At 66.6% G+C, this 13,808-nt stretch carries 13 protein-coding genes and 2 pseudogenes; 5 read left to right on the top strand and 10 right to left on the bottom strand.

Going from position 1 to position 13,808, the window contains the following annotated elements; translation table 11 throughout:
- Positions 1-4: 4 nt before the first annotated feature.
- Genes OG623_RS05060 through OG623_RS05040 form a run of 5 tightly spaced genes read right to left on the bottom strand, consistent with a single transcriptional unit; the run spans position 5 to position 3,883 of the window.
- Positions 5-1,366: a cytochrome P450 gene (locus OG623_RS05060; protein WP_406144638.1), complete on the bottom strand. Its 1,362-nt coding sequence runs from the start codon at positions 1,364-1,366 to the stop codon at positions 5-7.
- 13 nt (positions 1,367-1,379) lie between these two features.
- A complete protein-coding gene (locus OG623_RS05055) occupies positions 1,380-1,970 on the bottom strand; it encodes a GTP-binding protein (protein WP_406144636.1) in 591 nt (196 codons plus the stop codon).
- The gene (locus tag OG623_RS05050; protein ID WP_406144635.1) at positions 1,945-2,325 is read right to left on the bottom strand and encodes a DUF742 domain-containing protein; all 381 of its coding nucleotides are present in this window, start codon (positions 2,323-2,325) and stop codon (positions 1,945-1,947) included. The genes OG623_RS05055 and OG623_RS05050 overlap by 26 nt, the downstream gene beginning before the upstream one ends.
- Complete coding sequence (locus OG623_RS05045; RefSeq protein WP_406144633.1) at positions 2,322-2,732, bottom strand: roadblock/LC7 domain-containing protein; 411 nt, start codon at positions 2,730-2,732, stop codon at positions 2,322-2,324. Before OG623_RS05045 ends, OG623_RS05050 begins: the two co-directional genes overlap by 4 nt.
- A complete protein-coding gene (locus OG623_RS05040; protein ID WP_406144632.1) occupies positions 2,729-3,883 on the bottom strand; it encodes an ATP-binding protein in 1,155 nt (384 codons plus the stop codon). Before OG623_RS05040 ends, OG623_RS05045 begins: the two co-directional genes overlap by 4 nt.
- A gap of 538 nt (positions 3,884-4,421) precedes the next feature.
- Here OG623_RS05040 and OG623_RS05035 point away from each other — a divergent pair.
- Positions 4,422-5,722: pseudogene (locus OG623_RS05035) on the top strand (pyridoxal-phosphate dependent enzyme); the annotation flags it as partial.
- On the opposite strand, the gene OG623_RS05030 reads toward OG623_RS05035, so the two are convergent.
- Positions 5,722-6,027 carry a hypothetical protein gene (locus OG623_RS05030; RefSeq protein WP_406152133.1) on the bottom strand — a complete coding sequence of 102 codons (306 nt, stop codon included), beginning with the start codon at positions 6,025-6,027 and terminating at the stop codon, positions 5,722-5,724. The pseudogene OG623_RS05035 and the gene OG623_RS05030 sit on opposite strands and share 1 nt — an antisense overlap.
- On the opposite strand from OG623_RS05030, the gene OG623_RS05025 reads away from it, so the two are divergent.
- Positions 5,935-6,558 (top strand): transcriptional regulator, encoded by a 624-nt coding sequence (locus OG623_RS05025; RefSeq protein ID WP_406151682.1) that lies wholly within the window; start codon positions 5,935-5,937, stop codon positions 6,556-6,558. The genes OG623_RS05030 and OG623_RS05025 overlap by 93 nt on opposite strands.
- Positions 6,559-6,615: 57 nt before the next feature.
- The gene (locus OG623_RS05020; RefSeq protein ID WP_406144630.1) at positions 6,616-7,050 is read left to right on the top strand and encodes a RidA family protein; all 435 of its coding nucleotides are present in this window, start codon (positions 6,616-6,618) and stop codon (positions 7,048-7,050) included.
- A gap of 83 nt (positions 7,051-7,133) precedes the next feature.
- On the opposite strand, the gene OG623_RS05015 is transcribed toward OG623_RS05020, so the two are convergent.
- Positions 7,134-8,225: an IS630 family transposase gene (locus tag OG623_RS05015; RefSeq protein ID WP_406144628.1), complete on the bottom strand. Its 1,092-nt coding sequence runs from the start codon at positions 8,223-8,225 to the stop codon at positions 7,134-7,136.
- A gap of 90 nt (positions 8,226-8,315) precedes the next feature.
- Between OG623_RS05015 and OG623_RS05010 the strand changes: the two genes are divergently transcribed.
- Positions 8,316-9,196 (top strand): IS5 family transposase gene (locus tag OG623_RS05010; RefSeq protein WP_406151680.1). Its coding sequence is split into 2 segments (ribosomal slippage): positions 8,316-8,679 and positions 8,679-9,196, totalling 882 coding nucleotides; the frame shifts between segments, so codons are not numbered across the junction.
- A 26-nt stretch (positions 9,197-9,222) separates the two neighbouring features.
- Here the strand turns inward: OG623_RS05010 and OG623_RS05005 are convergent.
- Both OG623_RS05005 and OG623_RS05000 read right to left on the bottom strand, forming a co-directional pair.
- Positions 9,223-9,930 (bottom strand): hypothetical protein, encoded by a 708-nt coding sequence (locus OG623_RS05005; RefSeq protein ID WP_406144627.1) that lies wholly within the window; start codon positions 9,928-9,930, stop codon positions 9,223-9,225.
- A gap of 91 nt (positions 9,931-10,021) precedes the next feature.
- Positions 10,022-10,810: a class I SAM-dependent methyltransferase gene (locus OG623_RS05000; RefSeq protein WP_406144625.1), complete on the bottom strand. Its 789-nt coding sequence runs from the start codon at positions 10,808-10,810 to the stop codon at positions 10,022-10,024.
- A gap of 1,163 nt (positions 10,811-11,973) precedes the next feature.
- On the opposite strand from OG623_RS05000, the pseudogene OG623_RS04995 reads away from it, so the two are divergent.
- Positions 11,974-12,476, top strand: a pseudogene (locus tag OG623_RS04995) (transposase); the annotation flags it as partial.
- 176 nt (positions 12,477-12,652) lie between these two features.
- Here the strand turns inward: OG623_RS04995 and OG623_RS04990 are convergent.
- On the bottom strand, positions 12,653-13,744 hold the full coding sequence (locus OG623_RS04990; RefSeq protein ID WP_406144624.1) for a PH domain-containing protein: 1,092 nt from the start codon (positions 13,742-13,744) through the stop codon (positions 12,653-12,655).
- Between the last annotated feature and the right edge of the window lie 64 nt (positions 13,745-13,808).

Raw genomic sequence — 13,808 nt, 5'->3', positions numbered from 1 at the left:
CATGTCACTCTTTCCACCAGGAGAGGAAGCTGCTCCAGAAAGTCCCTTTTCGGGCCTGCGGCTGTTGTTCGCCCGCCGGATTTGCCGGTGCGGAACGGACATCGGCCGAAAAGCGTGAGCGGGCCGAACTCTCCCTGCGTACCGGGGTGAACCGGGCGGGCAGCGAGGTCAGCGCGCGGTGCAGCGGACCCGGCCGCCACGTCAGCGATTCGACCGGGACGCTCAGCTCGATGTCCGGCAGCTTGTTGAGGAGCTTCTCGATCGTCAGGATCGAGATGAGCAGCGCCGGATCCTTGGCGGGGCACGCGTGCGGGCCCGCGCCCCAGGCCAGGTGAGCTCGCTTGCTGAGTGTCTGACGGCTCGTCGAGAGGTTCGGGTCGCTGTTGGCGGCCGCGAAGCTGATGAGGACGGGGTCACCGGCGTTCAGCTTCGTCCCGGCGAGCTCGACGTCGTGCACCGGATAGTGGCCGGCCCAGTTGGCTATGGGCGGGTTGTTCCAGAGCACGTCGTTGATGGCGTCCTCGACCAGCAGGCTCGCGCCGTACTGGTCGCCCGCGTACTTGTCGTCGGACAACAGGAGCCGCAGGGCGTTGCCGATGAGGTTCTGGGTGGGCTCGGCGCCGCCTCCGATCAGCGTCATGATCTCGGAGATCAGTTCCTCGTCCGTCAGGCGGCCCGGGTGCTCCATCAGCCAGGAGGTGATGTCGTCACCGGGCTGGGCGCGCTTCAGGGCGATCAGCTCCATCAGCGTCTCGGTCAGCAGCGCGATGGCCTTGTCCGCCTCGATGCCGTCCATCAGGCTGGAGATGCTGAAGACCAGCTGGTCGCCCAGCTCCGCGGGGCAGCCGAAGAGCTCGTTGAAGACCAGCAGCGGCACCAACTGGGCGTAGTCGGCGACCAGATCGACCCGGCCCCGGCCGTTGAACTCGCTGATGAGGTAGTCGGCGACCCGGTCGACGTGCCGGCTCAGCCGGTGCGTGTCGATCCGCGCGAACGTCTCGGTCACGACCTGGCGGTGCCTCATGTGCGCGGCGCCGTCGGAGTAGAGCGAGTTCGGCCGGTACAACATCATGGGGACCATCGGGCTGTCCAGCGGGACCTCGCCCGCGTTGAGCGCGCGCCAGCGCCGCGCGTCCCGGACGAAGGTCTCCGGATTCTGCAGGACGTGCAGCGCCGCCGCGTAGTCCGTGACCAGTGAGGCGTGCACACCGGGCGACAGCTCGACGGGTGCGGCGGGGCCGAACGTCCGCAGGTACTCGTAGAAACCGTGCGGATCGGCGGCGAACTCGGGGCCGTACAGGGGGACATCACCGCCGTGTGCGGGGCAGCCCGGTGGCGGTGCGGGGAAGTCCGAGGGGGATTGCATGGGGGTCGAGCTCCTAGTTGAGACGTGACTGGAGGTAACGGACGAGCGTGATCAGCGCGTTCGCGGAGGAACGCTGATCGCGGGCGTCGCAGTTGACGAGAGGCGTCTCGGGCAGCAGGTCGAGTGCCTCCCGGATCTCCTCGTTCGCGTGATCGAGCTGGTCGCCGAAGCGGTTCACGGCGATGGTGTACGGAATCCCGTAGTGCTCGACCAGGTCCATCACGGGGAAGGACTCGTCGAGGCGCTCCGGATCCACCAGCACCAGTGCCCCGAGCGCACCGCGCGAGATGTCCTCCCAGACCTGTACGAACCGCTGCTGCCCCGGTGTTCCGAAAAGGTAGAGCACCAGCTCCTCGCTGAGCGTCAGCCGGCCGAAGTCCATCGCGACCGTGGTCGTGGTCTTGCCGGTCGTGCCCTTGAGGTCGTCGATCCCCTCGCCCGCCCGCGTCATGACCTCTTCGGTGCGCAGCGGCGGAATCTCGGACATCGTTCCGATGAACGTGGTCTTGCCCACGGCGAAGTGCCCGACCACCAGGATCTTCGCCGCGGTCTGTACCGATTCCCGGAGATAGACACCGTCATCCAAATCGGGCTTGAAGGCCATGCAGCACCTGCTCCAATATGTTCCGGTCGACGAGCTTCGCGGTGGGGATCGGGGCCCGCGTGACGAGGTACCCGCCCTGGGTGAGGTCGGACAGCAGAATCTTGACGACGCCGACGGGGAACTGGGTGTGCCCGGCGATCTCGGCCACCGACAGATGTCCGCCGGAGCACAGCTCCAGAAGACGCCGCTTCTCCGGATCGAGATGCTGTACGACCGGTGAGTCCTGAGCGGTCGTCACCAGAGTGATCAGCGAGAACGTGTCGTCGTCCGGCAGACCGCGGCCGTTGGTGATGACATAGGCCGGGACTAACGGGGTCGGGGGCTGTTCCTGCTCGGGTTCGTCCGGTGTCGTCATGCCTTGGTGTCGGCAATCTCGCGAGGGGGCGTGGACAGGGCCTTGCCCAGCTGTCCGACGAGCTGCTGCATACGGAACGTGATCTCGGCCATGTCGACGTCGGGCGTCGCGGAAACCGCGAGATAGGCGCCCTCGCCGGCGGAGATGAGGAAGACCCAGCCGTGGTCGAACTCCACCAGGGTCTGGCGCCACTGACGGTGCCGGCTTTCCGGTGTGCCGCAGAAGTCGACCACCGTCCGGCTCAGCGACTGGATTCCGCTCATGGCGGCGGCGACGGTGTCGGCCTGGTCCTTACCGACGCCCTTCGAACGCGCCATGAGAAGACCGTCGGCGGACACGAGAAGGGCGTGCTGCGCCTCGGGCACTTCCAGGGCACTGTCAAGCATCCATGACAGGTCGTAATTCACTGAGTCTCAGGCCCTTCGCTGCTTGCGTTGGTGGAACGGCGGCCGGACTGTGTTCCGCGCTGGAACGCGCCCATGACGGAAGCGGCCTGTTCGCTGGAACGGGCCGGTACCTCCGTCGAGTCGACGGAGGGCACGATGGAAATCGCGCCTCTGCGCCGGCGTTTGGGCAGACCTCCGGAGGTGGTCGAGGAGACCGGCGGGGTCTCCTCGGGCGGCATCGAGGGGGGTACGGCCACCGTGGGGAACTCCTTGGGCTCGGGCTCCGGCTCGGGCTCGGGCTCGGGTGCCTGGATGGTGGTGAGGAGATCCTCGGGGAGCAGCACGACCGCTCGCACACCGCCGTAGGGGGAGGTCGAGTCCACGGAGACGGTGAAGCCGTACCTGGCGGCGAGGACGCCGATCACGGTGAACCCGAACTGCGGCGGGTTCCCCAGCCCCGAGACTCCGGGGGAGCGCTCGCTCGAAAGGAGCTTCGCGGCCCGCTCCTTCTCCTCCTCGTTCATGCCGACACCGGCGTCGTCGACGATGATGCAGACGCCCTTGGGAACAGGGCGGATGTTGATCTCGATCATCGTTTCCGGCGCGGAGTAACTGGTCGCGTTGTCCAGCAGCTCGGCCAGGGTCAGCGCGACCGGTTCGACGGCACGGCTGGCGATCGCGAAGTTCGTCTGGGCCCGGATCTCCACACGGGTGAAGTAGCGGATGCGCCCCTTCGCGCTTCTGACCACGTCGTAGAGCGATGCGGCGGCGCGCTGCCTGCCGAGCCAGCCGTCGCAGAGCACGGCGATGGACTGCGCGCGCCGGGCGAACTGCGAGTTCATGTGGTCGATGTCGAGGAGGTCCTGGAGAATATGGAGTTCCCCGTACTTCTCCTGCAGCTTCGTGATCGCCAACTGCTGTTCGCCGGCGAGGCCCTGAAGCGTACGCATGGCCGACTTCAGCGCGGTCTTCGTCGCTTCCTCGGCCCGGTCCTTGGCCTCTTCGACGGACTCGGTGTAGTGATTTTCGAGATTGGCGTAGTGAGTGTTGAGATCCTCCTTCTCTCTGCGTAGCTCGGATATCCTCTTCCTGCCGCGCAATATCACGAGGACTGCGACAAGAATTCCAGCGATCAGAACCCAAAAGGCTGGATCCTGGAGGTATTGCGTCATAAGGCTCTCTTCGGGCGACTGGGCCACCGGATACTGAATGCCTGGTGGGTGCTGTCGAGTGCGTCCCCGGTCACGGGTGTCTTGGGCCTGCGCATATGTGGGCTCGGCTGCGCATGTGCGCCTGGCCGGACAGCCTTGAGGGGCTTGGCTGATGGCAAAGGTCTCCCCCGGGGGTGGCGGATTTCTGGGCCGATGCGCTGACTTCTCAGTGATGCCAGCGAGTCCCCCGCCGCTTGGCAAGCTTGATGATCGTATCACCAGCGTGGGGTTTGGATCGTGTGCCGATCTGTTGCTTTTCAGTCACCTGACGGCTAATCAGCACCGTTGCTGATTTGAGGTATTTGGTGAGCGTTGGGGGAGACTGGGATGCGATGCGTGACCGGGGCGATGCCTCTTTTTCGGGTGAATCATCCCCTTGATCGTATGCCGGGGCAACTGCCAGAGGCATGGTCGTGAGGAAAAGGTGTGGAACCGGTGCGGGTGCGGCGGACCCCGGTCACCGACGCCTGGCCGGGTCGGGCCACTTGCGGATGAGCTGATGGTGTGCACTGCGCGGTCGGGGTGCCGCTCGCCGGGTCCCGGGTTGTCGGGATGCCGGTCATCGGGAGGTGTCGCCGCTCGTGCGTTGTCGCAGCTCCCGTGCATCCAGACGGGCTGCCGTAAGTGCAGTAAACGGACAAACTCCAGATGGATTTGTTGTCTACATCTAGAAAATGCATCTAAGGTGAGGGGGGCAGGATGCTCGCCGGGCCTGAGACCCAGCGACAGCGCGTCGAGCGAGGAGAAGCCGGAACCGCCCATGAACCCCGAACAGCACTCAGCCGTCACCGCCCCCCACCTGTACGACCGGTCGGGAAAGCGCTACTCCCTGGACGCGCCCCGCTGGCGGGGCGAGGACGGCAGCCCCCTCGCCGTCAGCGCACTGCCAGGTCTGCGTCCCGAGCAGATCGATACCGCCGAGCGGTCCCTGTGGCGCTATCGTGCGGCCCTGCCCGTTCCGGCCGCTCGCCGGGTGAGCCTGGGCGAAGGATGCACGCCGATGGTCCCGCTCGACTGGGCCGGCCGGCGCGTCCACTTCAAGCTGGAGTGGTTCAACCCGACCTCCAGCTTCAAGGACCGGGGCGTATCGGTGATGATGTCCCACCTCGCGGCGCACGGCGCCGACCGCGTGCTGGAGGACAGTTCGGGCAACGGCGGTTCCGCGGTGGCCGCCTACGCCGCCGCTGCCGGCATCCACGCCAAGATCATCGTTCCCGCCGCCACCTCGGCGGCCAAGATCCTCCAGGCCCGCGCCTACGGAGCTGAGATCGAGCTCGTGGGCGGCACCCGCGATGAGGTCTCGGACGAGGCGATCCGGCAGTCGGAGCAGATCCCCTACGCCAGCCACAACTGGCACCCCATGTTCATCCAGGGCACCAAGACCATCGCCTACGAGATGTGGGAGTCCCTCGGCTTCACCGCGCCCGACAACGTGGTCCTCGTGGCCGGGCCGGCAGCAACGTCATCGGGTGCGACGTCGCGTTCGGTGAACTGCTCCACACCGGCCAGATCGACAGGCTCCCGCGCCTGTTCGTCGGGCAGCCCGAGCACTGGGCGACCATCGCCGACACGTTCAACGGCATCGACCCGGCCGGCCGCGGCGAGCGTGTGCCGACGATCGCCGAGGGCGCGTCCATCGCCCACCCGGTCCGGCTGCCCGAGGCGGTGGAGGCCATCCGCCGCTCCGGCGGCGCCGCCTACGCCGTCCCCGAGGCGGAGATCCACGCCGCGGTCCGCGCTCTGAGCGCCCGGGGCCTGTATGCCGAGCCGACCAGCAGCGTCGCAGCGGCGACCCTCGATCACTTCATCTCGTCCGGAGAGATCGCCCCGGACGAGACGACCGTGGTCGTGCTCACCGGTGCGGGGCTGAAGTCCGCCGAGACGATGGCCGCAGTGTTCGCCGGGCACGGTGAGGGCGCGCAGGAATCGAGCAGCGCCCGATGACCCTCCCCACCGGCCGAGCGGACGACGAACACGTGGATCAGTCCGCCGTACCGGAAGGCAAGCGCCACATGCAGGATGACGAGCACCTCATTCGGGAAGCCGAGCGCATCGCTGTCGCCGTCGGGCGCATGTTCCCAGGTCTGTGCGAGGTCGTCCTGCACGATCTGCGCCTGCCTGACAACGCCATCCGCGTCATCGAGAACAACCTGTCCGGACGGCGGATCGGCGACTCCGCCACCGAACTGGGCCTTCGCCGCATCGCGGACCCCGACTACCCCAGCGTCATCCAGAACTACAGCAACCAATTCCCCGATGGACGCCCGGCCAAGAGCACCTCGATCGGCATCAAGAACGCCGAGGGACACTATGTCGCGGCCCTGTGTCTGAACCTGGACGTCAGTACGCTGTCGCCGCTGGCCCTGGCCCTGACCAACCTCGTCGCCACGGATATCGAACACCAAGGTGAGGCCCTGGAGACGCTGCGCGACCGCACCGGACGCGAACTCCGGTCGGCCATCGACTCCTTCGCGGCGGAGCGCTCCAGCACTCCACGTGGTCTCAGCCGTGACAAGAAGCGCGAGCTGGTACGGCGACTGCATCGCGAGGGCTTCTTCGAGAGCCGCAGTTCCGCACAGCTCATCGCCGACCAGCTCGGCGTCTCCCGGGCGACTGTCTACAACTACACCAAGTAGTAGCCGTACCGACGAACGCCCCAGAACCGGCCGCGACATGCCCCTGGAAGAGCATCCATGACCACCTCCTCGACCCACCGGACGACCGGCTCCAGCACCATCCGCCTGGCCGACAGCACCGCCATGATCACCCCGCTCGGCCACTACTCGCACGTCGCGGTCCACAACGGCGTCGCCCATATATCCGGTCAGCTCCCGCTCCACGCGGACGGCACCCCCGCAGCGACGGAGCCGTTCGGCACCCAGGTCCGGATGGTCCTGCACAACCTCGACAACTGCCTGGCCACGATCGGCACGGATCGCGACCGCTTGATCTCCGTGACCGTGTACGTCACCGACATCGCCCAGTGGACCGAATTCGACTCGATCTATGCCCAATGGCTCGGCTCGCACCGGCCCGCCCGCGCGGTCGCCGGCGTGAGCAGCCTGCACTACGGTGCCGCCGTCGAGATCCAGGCCGTCGCGGCCGTGGGCGCAGGCGGCAAGCAATGACCGAGGGCGCAGCGAACGCCGCCGGGTAAAAGGTCTTCATCCTGACCACCGGCGGTGGCATCGACAAGATCTACCCTCCAGGGCTAGTGACCTGAGTCAGAGATTCGGTGGCAGTAGGCGGCGACTTTGTCGAGGATTTCGTCGGCCGACTTGGTCCAGATGAAGGGCCTGGGTTGGTCGTTCCAGTCGGCCAGCCAGGCCCGGACGTCGCGTTCGAGGGCTTGGACGGAGCGGTGTACTCCGCGCTTGAGTTTCTTCTGTGTGAGTTCGGCGAACCACCGCTCGACCAGGTTCAGCCACGACGCGCTGGTAGGTGTGAAGTGCAGGTGGAAGCGCGGGTGTGCCAGCAGCCACTTCTTGACCGCCGGTGTCTTGTGCGTCGCGTAGTTGTCGAGGATCAGGTGGACCTGAAGGCCGGCCGGGACTTCCTTGTCGAGCTTGGCCAGGAACTTCTTGAACTCGACGGCCCGGTGGCGGCGGTGGAGCGATCCGATCACCTTGCCCGTCGCGACTTCCAGGGCGGCGAAGAGAGTGGTGGTGCCGGCGCGGATGTAGTCGTGGCTGCGGCGCTCGGGAACCCCGGGCATCATCGGCAGGACCGGCTGGGACCGGTCCAGGGCCTGGATCTGCGACTTCTCGTCCACGCAGAGAACCAGAGCCTTCTCCGGCGGGTCGAGATAGAGGCCGACGACGTCGCGGACCTTGTCGATGAAGAACGGATCGGTGGAGAGCTTGAAGGTCTGCGAGCGGTGCGGGGCCAGAGCGAACGCACGCCAGATCCTGGATACCGTCGACTGCGACATGCCCGTCGCGGCGGCCATCGAGCGCGTCGACCAGTGTGTCGCGTTCTTCGGCGTCTCCTCGAGCGTTCTGACGATCACTCGTTCCACATCCGCGTCGGTAATCTTCCGCGGGACACCCGGCCTGGGCTCGTCACACAAGCCGTCCAGGCCGTTCTCCAGGAAGCGCCGCCGCCAGGTGCGGACAGTGTCCGGTGCAACCCGCAGCCGACGGGACACCTCCATGATCGAGTGACCGTCCGCGCACTCCAGCACGATCCGTGACCGCTGAGCCAGCGCCTGCGCGGTCGTCCGCCGGCGCACCCAGCCCTCCAGCACAGCCCGCTGAGCATCGGTCAGTGACAACGGCGGAATCTTCGGCCCTGGACGACTCATAACCAACTAACGCCAAACCTCTGACTCAGGTCACTAGGGCCTGTCCGGCGGATCTTGTGACTGTTGCGACTCCAGCTCGTTGGCATGAGCATGGGGCGGGGAGATCTGACGGCGGATGAGTGGGCTCGGCTGAAGCCGCACCTGCCCAAGGCCGGGCAGCGCGGCGGGCGTTGGGCGAGCCACCGTAGGGTGATCAACGGGGTCCTGTTTCGGGACCGGACTGGGGTGCCGTGGCGGGATCTGCCTACGCGTTTCGGTCCATGGAAGACCGTCTACGAACGGCATAGGCGCTGGTCAGCGGACGGTACCTGGGACAGGATTCTGGCCGCTGTCCTGGCCGATGCGGATGCAGCGGGCGGCATCGACTGGTCGATGGTGAGCGTGGACTCGACCTCATGCCGTGCTCACCAGCACGCTGCCGGAGCGCGCAAGAATCCGCCACGAGTACCGGGAAAAGACGCACGCCCCTGCAGCACCGCCCCGACGAGGGACTCGGACGGTCCCGGGGCGGACTGACCTGCAAGATCCTCCTGGTTGGCGAGGGAGGCCGGCGACCGCTCGCGTTCCTGCTCACGCCGGGCCAATGGGGCGATGCCCCGCAGCTGATCCCTGTGATGGAACGTGTCCGCGTTGCTCGTCAGGACGGAGGACGTCCACGCACCCGACCCGATCACCTCGGCGGCGACAAGGCGTACTCATCCCGCCGCAACCGCCGCTACCTGCGAAGACGCCGAATCAAGCACACCATCCCCGAGCCGAAGGATCAGCGGGCCAACCGCAAGCGCCGTGGCAGCCAAGGCGGTCGGCCCATCGGCTTCGATAAGACGATCTACAAACGCCGCAACGAAGTCGAGCGAACGATCAACGCCCTCAAGAACTCCCGGGCCATCGCCACGAGATACGACAAGCGGGCCTACATCTTCCACGGCACGGTCACCGTCGCCTCGATCCGGCTCTGGCTCCGTCCATGATTCGCCGGACGGGCTCTCCACCCGTCTTAGTCCGGCGCCAATACGCCCCGGGCGGCAGTAGCGAACGCCCCGTAGGCCATGTGGTACTGCTCTTCAAGGCCCGCCAGTTCAGCACGCATCTCTTCGAGCGTGTTGGTGGGGCCGAGCACCCGCTCCACCCGTTGCTGCTGTTTCTTGCTCAGCGTCTCCGCCTGCCGTGCCACCACCTGCGGGCCGAGGGGCAGCACATGTGCCACGGCTCGCCGCAACTCTGTAAGTGTCCGCTGCAGCTCCTGCGATGCGGCATCACGGACGGGGCCGGGTCTCGCGGTCAGGGGCGCCCCGCCCACCGCTTCCTGGTGCAGTTCCCATACCTGCGCGAAGGCTGCGTGCGAGTCGTCGCACCGGTCCAGTACCCGTGCATACACCGCACGCCGTTCCTCCCACAGTCGCGCACGGTTCTGCGCCCCGGCTTCCTCACGTACCTGCAGCACCGCCGCCTTCCTCTGCACCCAGGCACCGCCCAGGGTGCCACCGAGCGTGCCCAACACCGCCAGCGACGAAGCCCACAGAGTTGCTATGCCCTGATCCAACGTGCCTGCCCTCCCGTCGGTTTCCTCCACCATCGCGCGACTGACGGTACAACCAGTCTCGCAGCCCATCGGCCACGAACCGGAGTTGGGGCTGACTTCGATCAGGCGGTCCACAAGCTCCGGAACGAAGCGGAAGGGATGATCAACGCGTCTGAAGAACATCCTGGCCGTTGAACGCGCCTACGTGCCCCGCGGCACGGTCACCGTCGCCCCGATCCGCCGCTCACTGCGTCCATGATCCGCCGGACAGGCCCTAATCCGCTTGCAGGACGAAGAACAGGAAGCACAGGAAGCGCGGCTCGGCCGCGATGGCCTCGGGGAACATCTCGCGGGCGGCGGGATCAGGCTCCGGCTCGCTGATGACCGTAATCCGGAAACCGGCCCCGGTGAACGCCTCGATCATCGCGTGCAGCGGCCTGTTCCAGCGACTCACCAGGGCGGTCTGGCCGCCGATGGTCCACTCCACGGTCCACTTGGCGGTGTCGAAGTAGTCGCACTCGACCTCGCGACCGGCCTCACGGTGAATGAGGTTGACGGCAAAGGGATGGTCGACAGACGCGATCAGCCGACCGCCGGGCCTGAGTACGCGTCGCAGCTCGGCCAGCGCCGGCCCCCAGTCCTCCAGGTAGTGCAGCACCAGGGACGCCATTACATCGTCGAACGTGTCATCAGGGTAGGGAAGCGGGCTGCCCAGGTCCGCCACCTGCAGATCCGCACCGTCGCCGAGCCGCTGCCGGGCCAGCCCCAGCATCCCGGCACTCGAATCTAAGCCACTCACAAGGGCGCCACGGTCGCGCAGCGCGGCAAACAGGGCGCCCGAGCCGCAGCCGGCGTCGAGGATCTGCCGGCCAGCCACGTCTCCAGCGAGGGCCAGCATCGCGGGACGCTCGTAGTAGGCATTGACCAGGTTGGTTTCGTTCACGGCCGTGTACGCCTCGGCGAAGCTGTTGTAGTCGTTGGTCTTCGACGGATCCACAGTTACCGAGGACGGTGAAACCAGCCTGGTGGAAAACGTGTGATCTTGGCGCTCGCTTGAGGTCATGATGCGGGAGACGTGTGCTCCAGTAGTTCGGTTCCTGGCCCGACCATCCATATGTGTGCCCACCGAGCCCGCCTGCAACTGCGACTCGCTCAACGGGTTTCCTGCAGGTCTGGGCGCAGTCGACCCAGACCGACGCCCCGCAGCCCGCCGTCGCGTGACCGACCACCACCAGGACTATGGCGGCCGCCGGGCTGCTCCCGCCCCGCAGGCCGGGAACCGGTAGGGGTCAGTGGACACCACAGCGACCAGCCGCCGGTGAACGCAGAGGGGAGCGATGATGGACGACGAGTACCAGGAGTGTGCTTGCTGTCTCGGGTTCACGCCAAGAAGACACCGGGGCCGACTTCCCGGGAGGAGGCCCGCATCCCGCGCGCGATACCGGGGGGCCAAACAGTGCTGGATGACCAGATGACTCTGACGCCGTATAGCCCGAGATGTCCGATGCTCGTGAGATCGGCGGCAGTTACGTCCAAGACAATCATACGGAGTATGGCTTTAAGCGACTGGCCGATTTCACCCATGCGAGATGCGGTGCTCTCCCCTGAGCTGTCACGTACCAGTATGGAGGCGCCGGGCCAAGGCCCGAGTCTTTGTAACGCCCGGGCGATGTGGGAGACCTCTTTGGCGACGGTCTTGAGGCCACCGTCATCGCGAGTAACCCGGTCGTGGACGCTGACGTATCTGCCAAGTCGACTGTGCCTTCGGGCAGGCCCGCACGGTCCTGTATATACGCGGCGGCTGAGGCGGCGCAGTTGGCGTGCGACTGTCTTCGCTTGATGGCGGGCTTCGTCGGTCCGCTTGCCACTGCGGTAGGTCCGTGCATCCCCCAGTGTGCCGACTAGTTTGCCCAGGGCCGCATCGGCTGATGCGAGGCCGCATGCGAGCGACGCCGGGTTACGACGTGCCAGGACGAGTGTCATCGGCAGGGGAGCCTGCCCGGAAGCCGTCATGGAACTCATTGTTACTCATGATTAGCGATGTGTGACTGGATTCCCCTGTACGGGCCGGGAGCCCAGGGTCCTACCGAGGCCGTCTGCCAACCTCGCGACAGCCGGAGAAGCGCTTGATCAGGCGGCTGTTGAGTAATGAGACTCATCGCCGGGGCAGGGCTTGCGATCATAACGTCGCGGGTTCGCATCATCGGCAATTCACGACGGTCGAGGATCAAAAACAAGTTCGCCCCGTGGGAAACCGTCTACGGATACTTCGCCGCCTGGCAGAAGGGCGCGGAGTCTTCGACCAGCCCAACGGACTTCTGCGACGGCTTGTCGGGAGGGACGAGGGCCGAGACGCCGAGCCCGGCGCCTGCATCCTCGACACCCAGAGCATCAAGACCTCTGTCAGCGTGCCCATGGCCGGCCAGGGCACCGACGCGGGCAAGAAGATCGCGGGCCGCAAACGCCATATCGGCGTCGACGCCGCCGGCCTCCTCCTGGCCGTGCTGGTCACCGCCGCCAGCGTCTCCGACAACGCCGACGGAATCCGCCTGCTTTCGAACATCGGCGAAGGCCACCCCCGCGTCGTCGAGCGGACCTTCGGCTGGCTCATGCACCACCGCCGCCTCGCCCGCGACTACGAAACCGACCCCCACCGCTCCGAAGCCATGATCGACCTCATGAGCCGCAGACTCACCCGCGAATCGACCCACCACTGGCGCGACAGCTGAACGGCGGCAGCGTCGGGCTCCTGTGAATCACAGCAGGTAGGGCCACAGGCTGACGCTGTTCCGCTCCACACTGATCTCGACCCACGTTCCATCGACAGCAGCCGACGGACGCGGGTCGGCGAAGTCAAACAGGATATGGGTTCCAGCTACTTCCAACGTGGCCCTGCCATCGCCCGTCAGGCCCAGCCGCCCCCGAAAGACGATCCGACCGTCTTCCTTCTCATGTACCCCGGGGGAAAATGAAGTGGCCGGTCGAGTGTTACCGCCCCAGGCCGCGTCCTCTTCAACAGTCCACTCCACGTGATATTCGCGGCCCACTCCCGTCGGACCGCCGCACCACAACGCCGCGGCGGCAGCCACCTCCGAGCGGACCCGAACGGTCGCGCGCCCGTCTGCGAGCTGCCCCACCGCTTCCACCTGGACCAACACCCCGCAATCATCCACGACAGCACTGCGCTCCTAAACACTCCCGCCAGCTCGACAGCGGTGAGGGCGTGCAGTCGGCGGCGATGGGTGAAGCGATAGCCGGCCCAGGATGCCAGCGGAGGGATGAAGCCGGCGACCTGGAAGGCCAGAGGCACTTCGTCCGGTTGTGCCAGGGTGCCGTGGGCGCCCCCTCCGAAGACAAGCAGCAGCATCGAGCCGATGTACCAGAAGATTGCGGTGACTGTTGCTGCCGTACGAGCCCGGTGGCGGCTCTCGGTGAGCCAGACCAGGTGATCGGTGGGTGGGGCCCAGTCGTCGCCGCGACCACGCTGCCACAGCTCGGTCAGCGACGAAACTTCCGCCTGATCGGCGCCGACATACATCAGCGGCAGCAGCTCGCCGTCCCGGGTCAGGACCATCGTGCGGCTGGACGAGGGGCCCCTTTCGGGGCCGAGGTCCAGTATTTCCGACCACGTGATCCGCACCGTATGAAACAACCGCCGTGCCACCAGCCGGTCTTCGTGGACCACCGTCTTGCCGCGGCCTTCCAGGTACGCGGTGCGTACGTCAGCGGTCTGCGCGGCCGCGACGGCGGGGCGGCGTCCGCCCTTGCTGCCCTTGGCCTCGGCGGCGCGCAGTCCGTCGTACGTCAGCTCGCGCTGGAGTTCGCCGGCGGCGGCGAGGGTCTGCACCATGAACTTCACCGTGGACAGCAGCTCGCCGGTGCGCGGATGACGGGCGGTGAGGCCCATCGCGGAGAACGCGCCTTCGTGGATGCGCAGCGCGAGATGGTCACGGTGCAGGACGTCGAGCACGTCGAGGATGTGCTGGTTGCCGCCCACGAGGCGGAATATTGGTGTCAGGCTCCGGAATCACTGGGTTCATTGGACGCCCGCCGCGCCTGTC

Source organism: Streptomyces sp. NBC_01012 (genome assembly GCF_045162755.1).
GTDB lineage: Bacteria > Actinomycetota > Actinomycetes > Streptomycetales > Streptomycetaceae > Streptomyces.
This window is presented reverse-complemented; position numbering and strand designations above follow the sequence as displayed.

What these genes read in the sequence shown, in the direction of transcription:
- OG623_RS05060 (WP_406144638.1), bottom strand. Translation starts at nt 1,366, where the DNA reads ATGCAATCCCCCTCGGACTTCCCCGCACCGCCACCGGGCTGCCCCGCA.
- OG623_RS05055 (WP_406144636.1), bottom strand. Translation starts at nt 1,970, where the DNA reads ATGGCCTTCAAGCCCGATTTGGATGACGGTGTCTATCTCCGGGAATCG.
- OG623_RS05050 (WP_406144635.1), bottom strand. Translation starts at nt 2,325, where the DNA reads ATGACGACACCGGACGAACCCGAGCAGGAACAGCCCCCGACCCCGTTA.
- OG623_RS05040 (WP_406144632.1), bottom strand. Translation starts at nt 3,883, where the DNA reads ATGACGCAATACCTCCAGGATCCAGCCTTTTGGGTTCTGATCGCTGGA.
- OG623_RS05025 (WP_406151682.1), top strand. Translation starts at nt 5,935, where the DNA reads ATGCAGGATGACGAGCACCTCATTCGGGAAGCCGAGCGCATCGCTGTC.
- OG623_RS05020 (WP_406144630.1), top strand. Translation starts at nt 6,616, where the DNA reads ATGACCACCTCCTCGACCCACCGGACGACCGGCTCCAGCACCATCCGC.
- OG623_RS05015 (WP_406144628.1), bottom strand. Translation starts at nt 8,225, where the DNA reads ATGAGTCGTCCAGGGCCGAAGATTCCGCCGTTGTCACTGACCGATGCT.
- OG623_RS05005 (WP_406144627.1), bottom strand. Translation starts at nt 9,930, where the DNA reads ATGTTCTTCAGACGCGTTGATCATCCCTTCCGCTTCGTTCCGGAGCTT.
- OG623_RS05000 (WP_406144625.1), bottom strand. Translation starts at nt 10,810, where the DNA reads ATGACCTCAAGCGAGCGCCAAGATCACACGTTTTCCACCAGGCTGGTT.